This window comes from Merdimmobilis hominis, from assembly GCF_016901855.1.
Lineage (GTDB): Bacteria > Bacillota > Clostridia > Oscillospirales > Ruminococcaceae > Paludihabitans.
Genome location: NZ_JACJKY010000004.1, coordinates 141,577 through 156,297, shown reverse-complemented (window position 1 = coordinate 156,297; position 14,721 = coordinate 141,577). Strand labels below are relative to the sequence as shown.

The 14,721-nt window shown below is 47.6% G+C and carries 13 protein-coding genes and 1 tRNA gene; 5 read left to right on the top strand and 9 right to left on the bottom strand.

Annotation, left to right across the window (positions count from 1 at the left end; translation table 11 throughout):
- Positions 1 to 36: 36 nt before the first annotated feature.
- The 3 genes from H6A12_RS03945 to H6A12_RS03935 all read right to left on the bottom strand — a co-directional run bounded on the left by H6A12_RS03945 (position 37) and on the right by H6A12_RS03935 (position 1,225).
- Positions 37 to 312 carry a hypothetical protein gene (locus tag H6A12_RS03945; RefSeq protein WP_204444972.1) on the bottom strand — a complete coding sequence of 92 codons (276 nt, stop codon included), beginning with the start codon at positions 310 to 312 and terminating at the stop codon, positions 37 to 39.
- A 164-nt stretch (positions 313 to 476) separates the two neighbouring features.
- Positions 477 to 812 (bottom strand): inorganic diphosphatase, encoded by a 336-nt coding sequence (locus H6A12_RS03940; RefSeq protein ID WP_345941219.1) that lies wholly within the window; start codon positions 810 to 812, stop codon positions 477 to 479.
- 8 nt (positions 813 to 820) lie between these two features.
- Positions 821 to 1,225, bottom strand: coding sequence for a hypothetical protein (locus H6A12_RS03935; RefSeq protein ID WP_204444970.1), 405 nt, complete (start codon positions 1,223 to 1,225; stop codon positions 821 to 823).
- A 430-nt stretch (positions 1,226 to 1,655) separates the two neighbouring features.
- On the opposite strand from H6A12_RS03935, the gene thrS reads away from it, so the two are divergent.
- From thrS to H6A12_RS03920, 3 genes are all read left to right on the top strand, one after another.
- A complete protein-coding gene (gene thrS, locus H6A12_RS03930) occupies positions 1,656 to 3,596 on the top strand; it encodes a threonine--tRNA ligase (protein ID WP_204444968.1) in 1,941 nt (646 codons plus the stop codon).
- A 494-nt stretch (positions 3,597 to 4,090) separates the two neighbouring features.
- A tRNA-Ser gene (locus H6A12_RS03925) sits at positions 4,091 to 4,179 on the top strand.
- A gap of 79 nt (positions 4,180 to 4,258) precedes the next feature.
- Complete coding sequence (locus tag H6A12_RS03920) at positions 4,259 to 5,398, top strand: DUF4238 domain-containing protein (RefSeq protein ID WP_204444966.1); 1,140 nt, start codon at positions 4,259 to 4,261, stop codon at positions 5,396 to 5,398.
- A gap of 49 nt (positions 5,399 to 5,447) precedes the next feature.
- Here the strand turns inward: H6A12_RS03920 and H6A12_RS03915 are convergent, their stop codons facing one another.
- The 6 genes from H6A12_RS03915 to H6A12_RS03890 form a co-directional block, all read right to left on the bottom strand.
- On the bottom strand, positions 5,448 to 5,987 hold the full coding sequence (locus tag H6A12_RS03915) for a hypothetical protein (RefSeq protein WP_204444964.1): 540 nt from the start codon (positions 5,985 to 5,987) through the stop codon (positions 5,448 to 5,450).
- 45 nt (positions 5,988 to 6,032) lie between these two features.
- Positions 6,033 to 7,229: a tyrosine-type recombinase/integrase gene (locus H6A12_RS03910; protein WP_204444961.1), complete on the bottom strand. Its 1,197-nt coding sequence runs from the start codon at positions 7,227 to 7,229 to the stop codon at positions 6,033 to 6,035.
- Positions 7,189 to 7,551, bottom strand: a complete 363-nt coding sequence (locus H6A12_RS03905) for a helix-turn-helix domain-containing protein (RefSeq protein ID WP_204444959.1) — start codon at positions 7,549 to 7,551, stop codon at positions 7,189 to 7,191. Before H6A12_RS03905 ends, H6A12_RS03910 begins: the two co-directional genes overlap by 41 nt.
- 11 nt (positions 7,552 to 7,562) lie before the next feature.
- Entirely contained in the window at positions 7,563 to 9,056 is a 1,494-nt protein-coding gene (locus H6A12_RS03900) for a relaxase/mobilization nuclease domain-containing protein (RefSeq protein ID WP_204444957.1), read from the bottom strand.
- Positions 9,044 to 9,379 carry a plasmid mobilization protein gene (locus H6A12_RS03895; RefSeq protein ID WP_204444955.1) on the bottom strand — a complete coding sequence of 112 codons (336 nt, stop codon included), beginning with the start codon at positions 9,377 to 9,379 and terminating at the stop codon, positions 9,044 to 9,046. The genes H6A12_RS03900 and H6A12_RS03895 overlap by 13 nt, the downstream gene beginning before the upstream one ends.
- A gap of 234 nt (positions 9,380 to 9,613) precedes the next feature.
- Complete coding sequence (locus H6A12_RS03890) at positions 9,614 to 10,702, bottom strand: AAA family ATPase (RefSeq protein ID WP_204444952.1); 1,089 nt, start codon at positions 10,700 to 10,702, stop codon at positions 9,614 to 9,616.
- 126 nt (positions 10,703 to 10,828) lie between these two features.
- Between H6A12_RS03890 and H6A12_RS03885 the strand changes: the two genes are divergently transcribed.
- Together H6A12_RS03885 and H6A12_RS03880 are read left to right on the top strand one after the other, a co-directional pair.
- On the top strand, positions 10,829 to 13,888 hold the full coding sequence (locus H6A12_RS03885) for an RNA dependent RNA polymerase (protein WP_207753186.1): 3,060 nt from the start codon (positions 10,829 to 10,831) through the stop codon (positions 13,886 to 13,888).
- Positions 13,881 to 14,720, top strand: a complete 840-nt coding sequence (locus tag H6A12_RS03880; RefSeq protein ID WP_204444949.1) for a hypothetical protein — start codon at positions 13,881 to 13,883, stop codon at positions 14,718 to 14,720. The genes H6A12_RS03885 and H6A12_RS03880 overlap by 8 nt, the downstream gene beginning before the upstream one ends.
- Position 14,721: the final 1 nt, after the last annotated feature.

Genomic DNA, 14,721 nt, shown 5'->3' with positions numbered 1-14,721 from the left:
CGCATGAACCGTTTGGGTTTATGCGCTTTATTTTCGTTATCGATACCGCTCTCCGCAGTGATGGCACATGCGGCCTTCGTTGCCGTATCCGACCAGCGGCAGAAGCTTTTTGCAGTTTGGGCATCGATAGAAAATCAGCCAGACTGCAATCAGAACTGCGGCAAGCACTGTATTTCCTATCACCACAGGCATCACAAGAAAGGAAAGCGACGGGAAAAACCGAATCACTGTACTCACCACCAAAAGTGCGAGAATCAGCCAACAGCCTCCCTTGAGAATCACTCGGACTGCACGCAATGTCATACGCCGCATGATGATGTCCCCTTTCGTTTTATAAAACATCCAATCTTCTGTGTCTATGGTATCAGGACTCCAATGCATTTTCTATCAAGTAAAGGTTAAATGGATGTAAAAACAAAACGTAAAAACGCCCGTCTGCTGACGAGCGCTTTTATTTTTCTTGATGGGAAACGCTATCATGGCTTGAGCATGATGATTTCATGTACAAAATACTGCTCCTGAAACGAAACCGCCGCTTCGATTTCGTCTTGTGTGTATGTGCAGCCGTCCACAACAGCCACCCACTTTTCTTCGATATCGTCCTCCCGGTGGATAACGGCAATCACCGTAGCACAAACAGAAGAAACCGCTCCCTCCACGCCGAGTACATACACGTCCTGTTCCTCGCTGTCCGGCGCCATGATGCCTTCCACATAGCCGTAATTCACAGGATAAATCAGATGCGGATACTTCGGATGACGGCTTCCAAGCGGGCGGTCAATCGTAACCGTCACGCGTCTTTGCTTCATCATAGGCTTCCTCATGTCTTTTTGATAAATTCTGTTCCGCATTTCGGACAGCGCACCCGCACTTTACCCTTTTTGCGCGGAACACGCAGTTTTTGCTTGCAGGTCGGGCAGGTGAAATATGCATAGTGCAGATGATCCTTAAAAAACGCAATCGGATGCGTAAAAAATCGCTTTACGCCACCCCATATCCGCAAAAACACCTGATTTTCCTGATAACGCGCCGCTGTCCGTTTGGACATAAACCGATAAAAATATACAATCAGTAATAAAAGTGCCGGAATCATCAGAATGAGATTGTTTAACGCACTCGACAAAATGGATAAAATCAAATAGCCAATGAGCGTCGCAAATCCCAGCGCATCATTGCCGTACCGGCCATATAAAAACCGACGAAGAAAATCAAACAATCGGTTCATCTTCGCTTCTCCCCTTTATTCTCATAAATGATCGTTATTTTTCAGTATAGCATAACAAAATTGCGGGATATGGACAGTTTGTAAACCTTTTTTGGCTTGACTTTGCAAACGACTCGTGCTATCATAAATCCAAACGACGATGAGGGACGCGTGCCTTTTTTCCTCAGCCAGAGAGAAACCCCGCCGGCTGAAAGGGTTTTTGAGCGAACAGGGCAAACCGCTACCACCCTCGGAGTGCACGGCAATCGATAGTTCGAGGAACCGTGCCGGGCGAACCTGTCCGTTATTGCAGGTATGAGTGGCCGGATTGTCCGGCAATTTGGGTGGAACCATGGAGTGTTATGCACTTCATCCCTTGTGTGACGGGATGAAGTGCTTTTCTTTTTCCCGTCAAAACGACGACTTGATTCACAGAAAGGGAGATCCGAACATGAACATCACATTAAAAGATGGCAGTGTCAAAACGGTGGAAGCCGGCATCACTGCCGCAGACGTTGCAAAAGAGCTGAGCATGGGTCTTTACAAAGCCGCTTGCGTTTGCGAAGTAAACGGCGAGATCTGCGACCTGCGCACCCCGCTTACTAAAGACTGCACGCTCTCGATTCTCACATTCGATGATGCGGAAGGCAAAAAAGCTTTCTGGCACACTGCATCCCACGTCCTCGCACAGGCAGTCAAACGTTTATTCCCGGCTGCAAAACTCGCAATCGGCCCGGCAATCGATGGTGGTTTTTACTATGACTTCGACGTCGAAAAACCGTTTTCTCCGGACGATCTTGTAAAAATCGAAGCGGAGATGAAAAAAATCATCAAAGAAGGTCTCGCACTCAACACCTTCACACTCTCGCCGGACGAAGCACTCGCAAAACTGCGTGAGATGGATGAGCCGTACAAAGTCGAGCTGTGTGAAGAACACGCACAAAAAGGCGAACCGATCCGTTTCTATGAGCAGGGCGAATTTGTCGATCTGTGTGCAGGCCCGCACCTGATGACAACTGCACCGATCAAAGCATTCAAACTGACTTCCTCAACCGGCGCTTACTGGCGCGGCAGCGAGAAAAACAAAATGCTCTGCCGTGTGTACGGTACTGCATTCCCGAAAGCATCCATGCTCGAAGAACATCTGACCCGCATGGAAGAAGCCAAAAAACGCGACCACAACAAACTCGGCCGTGAATTGGGCTTCTTCACAACTTCCGATCTGATCGGTCAGGGTCTGCCGATTCTGCTGCCGAAAGGCGCACGCGTTATTCAGCTTTTACAGCGTTTTGTCGAAGACGAGGAGCAGAAACGCGGCTGGCAGCTCACCAAGACACCGTTTATGGCAAAAAGCGACCTTTACAAAGTATCCGGTCACTGGGATCACTACAAAGACGGTATGTTCGTTTTGGGCGACGAGGAGAAAGACAACGAAGTCTTTGCACTTCGTCCGATGACCTGTCCGTTCCAGTATCAGGCATACCTTGCAAAAGGCCGTTCCTACCGCGAACTGCCGCTGCGCTACAACGAAACCTCGACGCTGTTCCGCAACGAGGCTTCCGGCGAGATGCACGGCTTGATCCGTGTTCGTCAGTTCACGATTTCCGAAGGTCACCTGATGTGCACACCGGCACAGCTCGAGGACGAATTCCGCAGCTGCCTTGAACTTGCAATCTACATGCTCAAAACACTCGGCCTTTATGACGATGTGTCCTACCGTTTCTCGATGTGGGACCCGAACGACCGCGAAAAATACATCGGCACCGAGGAACAGTGGAACGAAGCACAGGATATGATGCGCAAAATCCTCAATCACTTAGAAATTCCGTTTGTGGAAGGCGTCGGCGAGGCTGCATTCTACGGCCCGAAACTCGACATCCAGATCCGCAATGTCCACGGCAAAGAGGACACGCTCATCACCATCCAGATCGACCAGCTGCTCGCAGAAAAATTCGGCATGGAGTACACCGATGCAGACGGCACAAAGAAAACGCCGTACATTATTCACCGTACTTCCATCGGCTGCTACGAGCGTACACTCGCACTGCTGATCGAAAAATATGCCGGCGCGTTCCCGCTGTGGCTTGCACCGACACAGGTCAAAATCCTGCCGATCGGCGAGCGTCAGCACGCATATGCAAAAGAGCTGCTTGAAGCACTTAGTGCACACGGCTACCGCGTGGAACTTGACGACCGCAACGAGAAAATCGGCTACAAAATCCGCGAGGCACAGCTTGACAAAGTGCCGTACATGCTTGTTCTGGGCGACAAAGAAGTGGAAGCACGCACCGTTGGCGTTCGTTCGCGTAAAGACGGCGATTTAGGTCAGCTTTCGCTCGACGAGTTGTTTGCAAAACTCGACGAAGAGATCCGCACAAAAGCAATTCGATAAGAAAAAACCAAAAGCACGTTCTTTTTCACGAAAGAACGTGCTTTTTTCTTTAAAAAAACACTTGCAATGCATGAGAAAATCTGCTATAATAATTAAGCATTCGATTTCGGATGCTTTTTATTCGGAGAGGTATCGAAGTGGTCATAACGGGGCTGACTCGAAAATTTTCGAAAAAGTGTCAGTTTTGTCCACCTAAAATCCAGTGTTTCTGCGGGCTCCCGCAGTTCGAAAAACCGAATATTTCGCAGTTCTTTCCGTCAGTTCTTTCCAAAAGTTTTGGGAACGATTTTCGGATTGACATATGGAGAGTTGTCCGAGTGGTCGAAGGTGCAGCACTCGAAATGTTGTGCTGTTTTGAGAAGTCAAAACTTTACAAAGCCGTTAACAATGCGGGTTTACCACATACCAGCAGTTTCAGAATACGCTGAGTTCTAATGAAAATTCTAATAAAATTAAATAGTGCGTTAACCTCGCGAAAGCGAGTTAACATATACGGAGACGTATCGAAGTGGTCATAACGGGGCTGACTCGAAATCAGTTTGCCGGCAACGGCACGCGAGTTCGAATCTCGCCGTCTCCGCCAGAAACCGCTCTGAAGGTGTCTTCAGAGCGGTTTTTTTCATACCATGTTCCTATTTATTTTTTAATAAGGAGACAGTCTGATGGCATACGAAAACAACCACTATGTACCGCAGTTTATATTACGGCAGTTTGGAGATTATTTGAATGTATATAATGTCAAAGACTGTTCTCTCCATTCAGGAATGCTGACAAGCAATATCTTTTCCGAAAGAAAAATCTATCCCGCAGATCTTGAAAAAGCCATAGGATATAATCTGGAGTCCCCGTTTGCAAAACTTTTTCATGAAAAACTCATGTCCGGAAAATGCGGAGAAAAGATAATTCTTTCAAGAAAAGAAATAATGCTAATGAAACGGTTTTTCCTATTGGAAACAATCCGTGTCTCTTCAATGCTTGAAATTACAAAACAAGAAAAGACTATTTCAGAAATATATTCTCCTTTGTTTCCTTCTTTCAAAGAAAAAATAATTTCCGGTGAAACCGCATCCGACAGGTGGCACAGAAATATCAAAGTTGTGGTAGAGTCAGAAGATCTGTCACATCTTTCAGAACATCCATTATGTACTTTAGAACTGCTGAAATGGGGATATATATTTAATTCCGGTTATTTTGCTATTTGGGACTGCTCCGAATCCGGTGTTGATTTTTTAATTTCCGATATCGGTATGACATCAGAAGTGGAACCTTCAAAACTGACGGACGGCTACGAACACACAAAAATCGACGAGCTGCGTAAGATTATAAAACGCGAATTGAACTCATATAAAAAAGATGTATATAATTCTATATTATCTGCTCAGAATCTGTTTCATGAGAATTTTTATATGTTTCCGCTTTCAAAAAACCGTATGATAGTTACTGTCAATCCGTTTTTCAGATTATATGACAGAAAAGAAAAACTTATAAAGCCTGTAGGAGTTTGGTCCACGAAAATAACCGACAAGCGTCTGTTTGAGAAAAACGAGTCTCCCAAAGTCACTGTAATTATGGGGAAACCAGTTTATAAAGAAACTGATGAATTCAGATATACAATTCAACGAGTAAAAGCGGAAGATGCGGAGTATATCAATATGCTTATGCTGGATCGTATCGATACTTATATGGGATATTCAAAATGGGATAAGATTGAAACCAGTGTTAAAAGGTATATTGACTTTTATAATGAAATTAACATGAAACCGCCTGTCAACTACGGTCCCCTCACAGAAAAAGGAAACTAATATCGGCAAAAATCAGCTCTAGATTAACGGAAAGCATCAAAATTCACATCTAACTATCGCTCTTTATAAACCTTCCCATCAGACTTTTATATGCTTCATTCTGTACCAAAGCGATTTGCTTCGGCGATGAAATGTATGAGATAAATTCGCTTTTGGATATGTACTGTACTGCACGGACAATAATGCCGTGCAGTGCTTTTTCTTTGATCAGTTTATGAATCCGTTGAGGAGCGAATCCGGCAAGTGATGCTGCCGTTTGTGTAGGCAGAGCTTCCGGAAGCTCTGCCCACTCTTTTTCAAGCCACAGGCGGAAGGCTTTGCTGTTTTCCGCAGTCGGCTCTAAGATACGGCGCGGGTGGTGCTCGGTACGATTTGAAAATTTGCCGACAAGCTCTGCTAAAAAGCCGTCCTCTGTTTCCATACGGTACTTAAATTTTTCTGCCTCTTCTCTGCTCACACGGTACTTATGCGTCGCATGTCCTGTGTTTTCATGCGGGATATAATCATGATCCATCAGATATTTCATCTTCCGGGTAGAGATGTGCAGATACTGCCTCAGTTCGCTCCCGCTCATAAAATCTTTTTTCATATTGCACTCCTTATGTAACAGGCACTCCGCAGAGTGCCTTTCTTTTTATTCTTTTCCCATACTCAGAATATCCGTCATGATATCTGCGCTCGCCTGCTTGCTCGCTTTATCCAGGTGCGCATAGATATTGCTGGTGGTGGCAAGGTCAGAGTGTCCGAGGAAGTTTGACACATTGATCAGCGGCACGTTCTGGCTGATGAGAAGGCTCGCAAAGGTGTGTCTTAAGTCATGAAACCGTATATGCCGCAGACCGTATTTCTTTAACAGGTCACTGAAGTGCTGTGTCACATAGCTCGGCCGTATCAGTTCTCCCAGTTCATTGACGCAGACGAAGTCGTCATATTTTCGGTTGTAACTTCCCTTGAACATCCTGCGGTACATGTCCTGTTTTTCCTTTTCTTCCGTCAGCATCTCATATACCGGATCGGGCAGAGGCAGTGTACGCCTGCTTGATTTGTTTTTCATTTCCTCTTCGGGCCGGACGATAACCTTGCCGTTTTCTTTGTACTCGACGATTTTGGTATCCAGCAGGACGGTCTTCTTCTCCCAGTCGATCCGCGACCAGCGAATCCCCAGTGCTTCGCTCCGGCGCAGTCCCATACCGCCTGCAAGGAGAATTGCCGGATAGATCACATCTGTCCGCGTCAGTTCCAGCAGAGTTACAAGCTCTTCCTTACTGTAATTTGCGCCGTGGAATTTATTTTTTTTCGGACGGTCAATGCGGTCAAAGGGATTGACATCAATCATTCCGTCCTTGAACGCCTGCTTAAACGCGCGGTGCAGAATGGCGTGATAGTGGATTACCGTGTTGGAAACCACACCGTCTGCATAGAGAGTTTCATAAAAATCTTCTACATTTTTCACGGTGATGTTTCCAACTGTCAGATGGCTTCGGGCAGAAAAATACCGCCGAATCTTACCGTAAATCATGGAATGGTAACTTTCGACGGTGTTCTTCTGCAGATTCTGCTGTATCTTTTTGAGATAGCCGCACATATATTCAAAGATCGGAATATCTGACGGCTGACGGTTTCCCCGGGCAAGCTGTTCGGCGTATTCCTCCTCAAACTGTTTGACTACCTCGCGGAAGGCTTTGTTCACTTTAGACTTGTTGCTTCCCTCCGGCAGTCCCAGAGAGCGCCAGACCGGTTTGCTTTTCCCGTTTTCTCTTGTCTGGATCACGGCATAGAGCCGTCCTTTTTTAGGCTGTACGCTTGCAGGAAGGGTGTTTGATGCTGCCATGGTTCTTAGCTCCTTTCTTACTTTTCTTCTCCGCGACACACACAATACCACAAGTGTTTTGAGAAGTCCAGACAATATTTGAAGCCATTTTCGTGAAAGTTACGCCGGGGTGCGAAGATGTTTTTTCTCCATGTCTGAGATACTTTATCAGTTCCGATTTTGCGATTCTGTTTTCCCTGCCGACCTTCACAGCCGGCAACTTTCCTTCTGCGATCAGCTTATACACCGTCTTGGTGCTGACGCGCAGAATCTGTGCCGTTTCTTTTACATTGAGTGCGGCGGGATAGCCGCAAAGTGATTTTGTGATTTCTTTTTTGGTCATAGATTTTCCTCCTACATATTCATTGTAAGTTCCTGTTCCTCTGTTTCTTTTTCTTCCGCTGGTGTGTCGTCACGGTGTGTAAGTTCTGAGACAATACCCACGGCAAGACCGATGAGAGCGCCGGCATTGGCCCCGGCTTCCTGCGCTTCGATCCGCTTCCGGCGTTCCTCCGGATCCTCGGTGTCGTTTTCGATTATCCTGCCAGCTGCCAGAATACCACGGATATGATCACCGATAACAAGACCGCCGTCACTGATGTGCCGATCAGAATCTGCATGAACCTGCGGTTCAGCCTGTCGATCACCGTAGTTAAATTCCTGATTTCTTTGTCCATAGCCGAAGAGAGTTTCAAAATAAATTCTTCTTGATTCTTCCCAGCCTGTTCGGCGGATGCCTGCATCTCCTGCACCGTCATGCTGTTTTCCTCGATCAATGTTCTCACTGCTTTCTGATTTTCCGCTGTCAGTTTCGCAACTGTATTCTCCATATACGACACTTCGATTTCCTGAATCTTCTGAAAGCGGTCTTCCAGCTCTTTCTTGGTTGCCAGTTCGTCGATCATCCGATAGAGCGTCGGCTGAAAGGTTACGATCTGTTTTGCCAAATTGAGTTCCGTTGTTCTCTGCGTTACCGGTATCGCATAGACCACCGGCTGGTACGGCTGAAGTTCCAGTTCTGTTATGGCTTCGGCATTCTTCTGTATCAGCAAATCCACTGCACTGTTTTTCTGTGATTTGTTCTCTGAGTTGTAATTCATATTCTAAATTTCCTTTCCGATATTTTTCGTCGTGCAGTTTGATATCCCTGCACTTCATTCCGTTGGGACAGGTGAACGTGATATATTTTCGCTCATCTGTCCATGTGATTTGGTAGCCGCGGCGATTCATTTCAAGGATAAAGTCCGCACGGCTTCCGCATTTCTGCATTGCCTTTTCGATGTCTGTCATCAGACGAAACTTCCAGCTTTGGCCTTTTGCCGCCGCACGGTATTCCCGGGAAGAAAGTTTTGTACCTGATTCTTCATAAGGCTTAAGTGTTGAAAGCCCGTGCCGCGAACAGATTTCATCACTGATCTCCCGAAGGATTTTGAGCGTGTTCGGATTTTGTCTCAGCTTGTATCCGGTTTCAAAGCTCACCGAGTTGATGACAAAGTGAGAGTGAATGTGTTGGGCATCCGAGTGTGTTGTGACCAGCACCTCATAACCCGGCCACGCTTTTTCGGCAAACTCCAGGGCAACCTCGTGTGCTTTCTCAGCCGTGACTGATTCCTCCGGAGAAAAGGACTGCACATACTGATAAAAATTGATGCCGTCTGTCTTTTTGTACGCGCCTTTGGTTGCCATGAATTCCGTGAAGGCATTTTTACCATTGCAATTCACGCCGCCGACCAGCCCGCGTCCGCTTTGCCGGTCAAAGACTTTTTTGTCCTGCGTGCAGTAATCAATCACACCTTTCATTGCGCTCACGGTCTGTTTGCTTTCCCGAATATAGGTCACCGTTGCCATTGCCTGTTCCTCACAATCTCAAGCAGAACATCGTAGATTTTCTTCTGTCCGTCTATGACATCCTGAAAGTTATACGATGTGAAAGCGCCGGAATGAATTTTTGCCGCAATCTGATTGATGTTGTTGCCGATGCGTTTGAGTTCAATCAGCAGAGGTTTTATATCTTCCGCAACATGAATCGGTGTTTCCAGTGACAGTGCCACCAGATAATCTGTTACGTTTCTGTTCGCTTTTGCGGCATTCTTTCGGATGCGTTCCTTTTCTTTTTGCGTTACACGTATGGTCAGCGTAGTATCCCGTCTTCTTTTATCTGCTGTATTCATAAATTACGATCCTTTCTGTTGTTTTGTAAGTGGGTCCGGGCTTCCGCCCGTTATTGCGCGAACGATTCGCGGCGGTCGGCGGACAGCCGGACGCTCTGCTTGCCCCGGACTAAAGTCCGGGAAATTCCGTAATCTCAGGCATTCCCGCATTACGCCGAAATCCGCCCGTATTCGGCGTAAGAGTTGCAGGCGGATGTTTTCCCGCCCGGTGCCTTATCCTGCCTGAAACCGCCTTTATTCGGCGCACAGCGGCGTTTCAGTGACGAAAGGAACGGAAGGAACGCAATTTTCACCGCACAGCTGTTTTGCGTCATTTACGTCACTTTCGTCACCGTCAGAAGAAAAATAGGAAATATCCAGCAGTCTCTGCCCGTTGCTTCGGCGGTTTTCAAAGAAAACTCCACGCTCTTCCAGTGAGTATCGCCATCGGTTCATCATCTGCTTGAAACCTTTTACCGATACCGATTTTCCGTAATAAGCGCTGAACTGATCAGCAAAGTCAGAGTTCGTTCCGCTGAAAGAAATTTTCTCTTTCATAAAAGCAATCAGACTGTTCATTTCCTCCGGCAGAATAAGCTGTGGGCTTTCAAGGCTGTCCGACACAAGGTTCCAGACACAGGTCTCCGGCGAGAGCTGAAGCTCCAGTTCACGATAGCCGGTGTCGCGGCTTGTACAGATGAGCGTTGCTCCTGCGGCATTGCGCCTGCTCTTGTCAAGAATAAACAGCGCGTCCATGGCACCGCTGATACCGGTCGTGCCGGACAACTTATTCAGCGGATCGCTGTCGCCCTGCTTCCGCAGGTGATGCACAAGCAGAATGGAAATACCAAGTTCGTCCGCCAGCGCTTTGATCTGCCGCACTTCTTCATAATCGTTGGCATAGGAAGTATCAGCGGTACGGTTTCGGATGATCTGAAAGGTATCGATCGCAACCAGAACGGTATCTGGATGCTCTGATACAAAATTACGGATCTGATCGTCAAGACCATCTGTCAGCGTTCCGGCGGTAACGGCAAAGAAAACGTTGGGCGGAACCTCGTCGGTGATTCTGTTGAGCCGTTCCTGAACACGGCGCAGAGGATCCTCCAGACACAAATAAAGCGTGGTGCCTTTTTTCGTAGTCAGGTTCCAGATCTTTTCTCCTTTTGCGATACGGATGCACAGGTCAAGCACCATCCAGGACTTGCCGATCTTCGGTGCGCCGCCGAGCATGGACACACCCTGCGGTAACAGTGTTTCGACACAAAACCTGGTCGGTACAAGTCTCATGTCCATGAGTGTTTCACCGTCTATGACAGTGAGTTTGTTTTTGGTTTCATTCATTTCAAACCAATCCTTTCTGCAATATTTTCGGATACAAAAACTCCCGCCTTATAAAAGGTGGGAGCAGTATCCATATTGCAAACAGAAAGGTTTTTTGATAGAATATCCGTGAAAAGGAGGCGGTGCATGGTGCGGATCAAATATAAAATTTATACGCTGTCTGCAAGAGCAGTATTAAGTTATGCGAAAGAAAGAAACGACGGCATATATTCCATTTCGCTCAACAGCACCGCCACGGAAAAATGCAGAGTGTATTCCGCTTTGCACGAACAGGAAGACAACGCACTGTTCTTTCAGACCATGTGCGTATTGCACGGCAACGATTTTCAGATACCGTCCGAGCAAAATCTGATCACCGATCTTTCGGATATTCTTTTCTACATGGACTTTGCCGAAATCTTTGACCGGGACCCGAAACAGAAACGATATGCCGACCGGCAGAAAAAAGCGGAATCCATGTTCCGTCCCGAAGGAGTGACGCTGGATTTCGGAACCAGCCCACACCGCTATCTCGCCTTTGAGCGTTCCGGAAACATGAGCCGCAACGCAAGGCTTTCATTTATCCGGGAGGATTTTTATGTTCCCGTCCGACAGCGAATCATGCTTAATATGAAAATCGGCAGGTGTCAGCTTTCCAAGCTCTATGCCTATAACGGACTGATGCTTTCCGGCGGTGTACGGATCGACGGTGTGGATATTGACAGACCGCACCGCGTAATTGTTGTTGCAAACAACGAGTTTCAAAGAACTTCCAATGTGATCACTGTAGAAGAGAACGGCGGAACGGAGAGCATGCGCAAATACAAACGGGTAAAGAAAAACGAGACCTTTACCGTAATGGAATTTGACGGCGAAGGAATCATCGCAAAGGGATACGCCAAGACGATTGACAAGGCTTACTGCGGAAAACATATCCATACTTCTTTTCAGATCCGTATGCCCTATGTGAAAGGAATGCTTCACGAGGTGGATTTCAAAGATTTTCTGCACGAGTACGGCACAAAGGAAATTACCGATATATGGGGTGTGCGTCATCCGGTAGAGGATGTGGATATTATCCTGACAAAAAGCATGTTCAAAGGATACGGCTGGCTTACCGAAAATCAAATGACGTGGGAAGATTACTGGGAAGCATTCCGCCGTTACCGCCATGCACTGTATATCACCAATGTGAGCAAGGAAAAGCCGCAGAAATTCACCGAGCTGAATTATCAGTTTCTGAATACCGTCTCCATGAAAGCGGAGGAATTTCGTCCCCCTGATCTTCCCGACGGCTGGACGGAAAGCCCCGAAAGTGATTCCCGCAACTGGCTTACCAAGCAGACCGAAACAGAATACTACCGACTATGTGCCGACAGCGAATACCGCAGACAGCATTTTCTTTCTGCCCTTTCTCTGCGGGGCATCGATAAAAACAGCCGTCCGTACCTGCTCGGACAGATTCTGAAAAAGAATCCGTCGTTTATCGGTGAATCAGTATATGCAGACGAGCTTGATGCACTGGCAGAAAAAGTTTGTCGCAATTATTCCATGGGGATTTTGCGCATCGCCGGTGACAACCGGTTCCTGTCCGGAGACTTACTGCGCTTTTTGACTCTTCTCATAGATCCCGATATCAGAAAAATGAACACCGCCCAGCGCAGGCACTACGCGGCTCTGAGCGCTTTGACCTTTAAGGGGAATTCCTTTTATGCACCGAAAGCGGCATATGAACGGCCGGAGACCTGCACGCTTTTGCGCAGTCCGCACATCGCACGCAATGAGGAAATCCTGCTCCGTCCGTATGGAAAAGAAGAAGCGCTCCGCAAATACTATTTGGGCCATCTTTCCGATGTAGTGATGGTGGACTCTGAGATGTATGCGGCCGAACGTCTCGGCGGTGCAGACTACGACGGTGATATGATCAAAACGATTGCCGACCCCGTGCTGAATGCATGCGTCCAGCGAAACTATGACTTTGAATCACAGCTTGACAACACAAGCAATATGCCGTTCCTGAAAATCCCTGCGGCAGAGCCGCGCATCTGCGACGCCGACGATTGGCATGCACGGTTTGAAACCGTGAAGAATACTTTTTCCTCCCGTGTCGGGCAAATCTCCAACGCTGCGCTTGACCGAGGTATTATTGCCTACAATGAAAACTCGGACGCTGCGGAGCAGGAACGCTGCCGGGAAGAAACCGAAACACTGGCCATTCTGACAGGACTTGAAATTGACTCTGCAAAAAGCGGTGTGAAGCCGGACTTATCGGAATATCTCGGGCAGTCTGATTTCAAGCGGAATCTGTTTTTAAAATACAAATACCTGATAGAAAAAAACAGCGGCAGATCCCAATGGTATGAGCCGACGCCGCGCGAGAAGCTGGAGACGTTTATACAAAGCACAGACTGGAGCAAGGTTGATTCCAATTTAGAGCGGCTCCCATATCTTGCCTACAAGCTGAAAGCATGCACGCCGAAAATCAAGGCAAAGCCTGCGTCCGACAGTGAATTGTTTTCTTTTGCCGCCGATCCCGCTTGGAAAGACAGTCTCGATCCGTCACTCCTTTCTCTGACGGAAAATATCATCCGCGAGTACCATTCCTGTCTGAACCGTATCCGTATCAGCAAGGCGCCGGTTAAAAACCGTCAGAAGAAGAACGACATGGAACGGATTTTATTTTCCCGCGGTCAGGAGGAATCTTATACTATCGATGAACTATACACTGCGTTTTCGATATTGGAGCCAGAACACATTTCACAGCTCAGAAACATGCTCCGCGAGCAGGAATGGCACATGATGGATGCAGGCGAGCGGGAGTGTTTTCTGCGTGATAATCTGCCGGAGGACATCTTTGATGATTACGGCAGATTGCTGTGTGATTTTCGCTTTGGGGGTTATCGGATTCTCGGCGACCTGATCTGCGACATTGATGACGAAAACAAGAACCAGGAACGCAGGCGCTTAATCCGTGACGGAGATTCTGATCTCATGTCTGTTATGATAGAGTCCTACCAAACAAAACTGCCGGCGGAAAGTTATCGGGAAGCGACAGCCAAGGGATGCCGCCGGTACCTTGAGCAATATATCAGCCCAAGCCTTGCGGTGCGTTATGCCGTGGCGCTGGGCAAACGGGAATTCATATGGGACGTTCTGCTCGATAAAGCAGCAGAGAATGTTCGTGTACCGGAGGTGCGCCGTGATTAACGAAAAAGAAGAGTTTGATGCATACACGGGGACGGTGGCGTATACAGCAAAAAGTAAACAGGACACCGCTTATCTTGGACGGTTTACCTTTGACAGCATTCTGGACGTAGAAGGACTCGCCCGCGTGCTGACCGTTATCGCACGGGGATATCTGTGGCGTTCTGACTGTGATGCCGGCTATGCGCACCGGGCACTCTGTGCATGGTGCAGTATCCCGGACAGTAAAAAAGCCGCTCCGAAAGAAGAGTGGCAGTTTCAAAGTGATTTCCGTGATCTGTACGATGAGTTCCCCGAACTTGTAAGCAGTGACGGAGCAGGCTGGTTTTACCGCCATGTTCACGGTATCTCAGATTTTGTACTCAGTCATCCCGATAAAGTCAGCAAAACAGCCTATAAAAAAGCGGAACACATTTTCAAAGGCTGGGACAGGCAATGGCGCAAAAAGGTTGTACAGTATCAGGTTCCGCTGTTTTCGCCGGAGACAAAGGGCGGCTGGATCATTCGGTTTGATGACATCATCGCTGATGCACTGGAACTGGGCGCTTTGCGTGAGGAAGAAATATCACTTCCGCAGGAGCTGACAGATCGTCTTGCTTCTGCCGTACCGGAAATCCGTGACGATGTCCTTCCGACGCTGGTCCGATATTTTATCGCCAACAAACCCGATGATACCGACTGGGTTGTGCTTCCCGTCAGCAATTTTGACGCTTATTTCGGCACGACTTCTTTCAGCCGCAAGTGGCTGAGCAAAATTCCGTCTGAAATTATGGAACGGCAAAAGCAGAGCTTTGGCGTGTGCCGGTACCGGATCGCCGGAGATTGGCTGGTGTAAT

Coding starts and splice junctions, on each gene's coding strand:
- H6A12_RS03905 (WP_204444959.1), bottom strand. CDS start 7,551: ATGACCAAAAAAGAAATCACAAAATCACTTTGCGGCTATCCCGCCGCA.
- H6A12_RS03940 (WP_345941219.1), bottom strand. CDS start 812: ATGATGAAGCAAAGACGCGTGACGGTTACGATTGACCGCCCGCTTGGA.
- thrS (WP_204444968.1), top strand. CDS start 1,656: ATGAACATCACATTAAAAGATGGCAGTGTCAAAACGGTGGAAGCCGGC.
- H6A12_RS03890 (WP_204444952.1), bottom strand. CDS start 10,702: ATGAATGAAACCAAAAACAAACTCACTGTCATAGACGGTGAAACACTC.
- H6A12_RS03920 (WP_204444966.1), top strand. CDS start 4,259: ATGGCATACGAAAACAACCACTATGTACCGCAGTTTATATTACGGCAG.
- H6A12_RS03895 (WP_204444955.1), bottom strand. CDS start 9,379: ATGAATACAGCAGATAAAAGAAGACGGGATACTACGCTGACCATACGT.
- H6A12_RS03935 (WP_204444970.1), bottom strand. CDS start 1,225: ATGAACCGATTGTTTGATTTTCTTCGTCGGTTTTTATATGGCCGGTAC.
- H6A12_RS03915 (WP_204444964.1), bottom strand. CDS start 5,987: ATGAAAAAAGATTTTATGAGCGGGAGCGAACTGAGGCAGTATCTGCAC.
- H6A12_RS03910 (WP_204444961.1), bottom strand. CDS start 7,229: ATGGCAGCATCAAACACCCTTCCTGCAAGCGTACAGCCTAAAAAAGGA.
- H6A12_RS03900 (WP_204444957.1), bottom strand. CDS start 9,056: ATGGCAACGGTGACCTATATTCGGGAAAGCAAACAGACCGTGAGCGCA.
- H6A12_RS03945 (WP_204444972.1), bottom strand. CDS start 312: ATGCGGCGTATGACATTGCGTGCAGTCCGAGTGATTCTCAAGGGAGGC.
- H6A12_RS03885 (WP_207753186.1), top strand. CDS start 10,829: ATGGTGCGGATCAAATATAAAATTTATACGCTGTCTGCAAGAGCAGTA.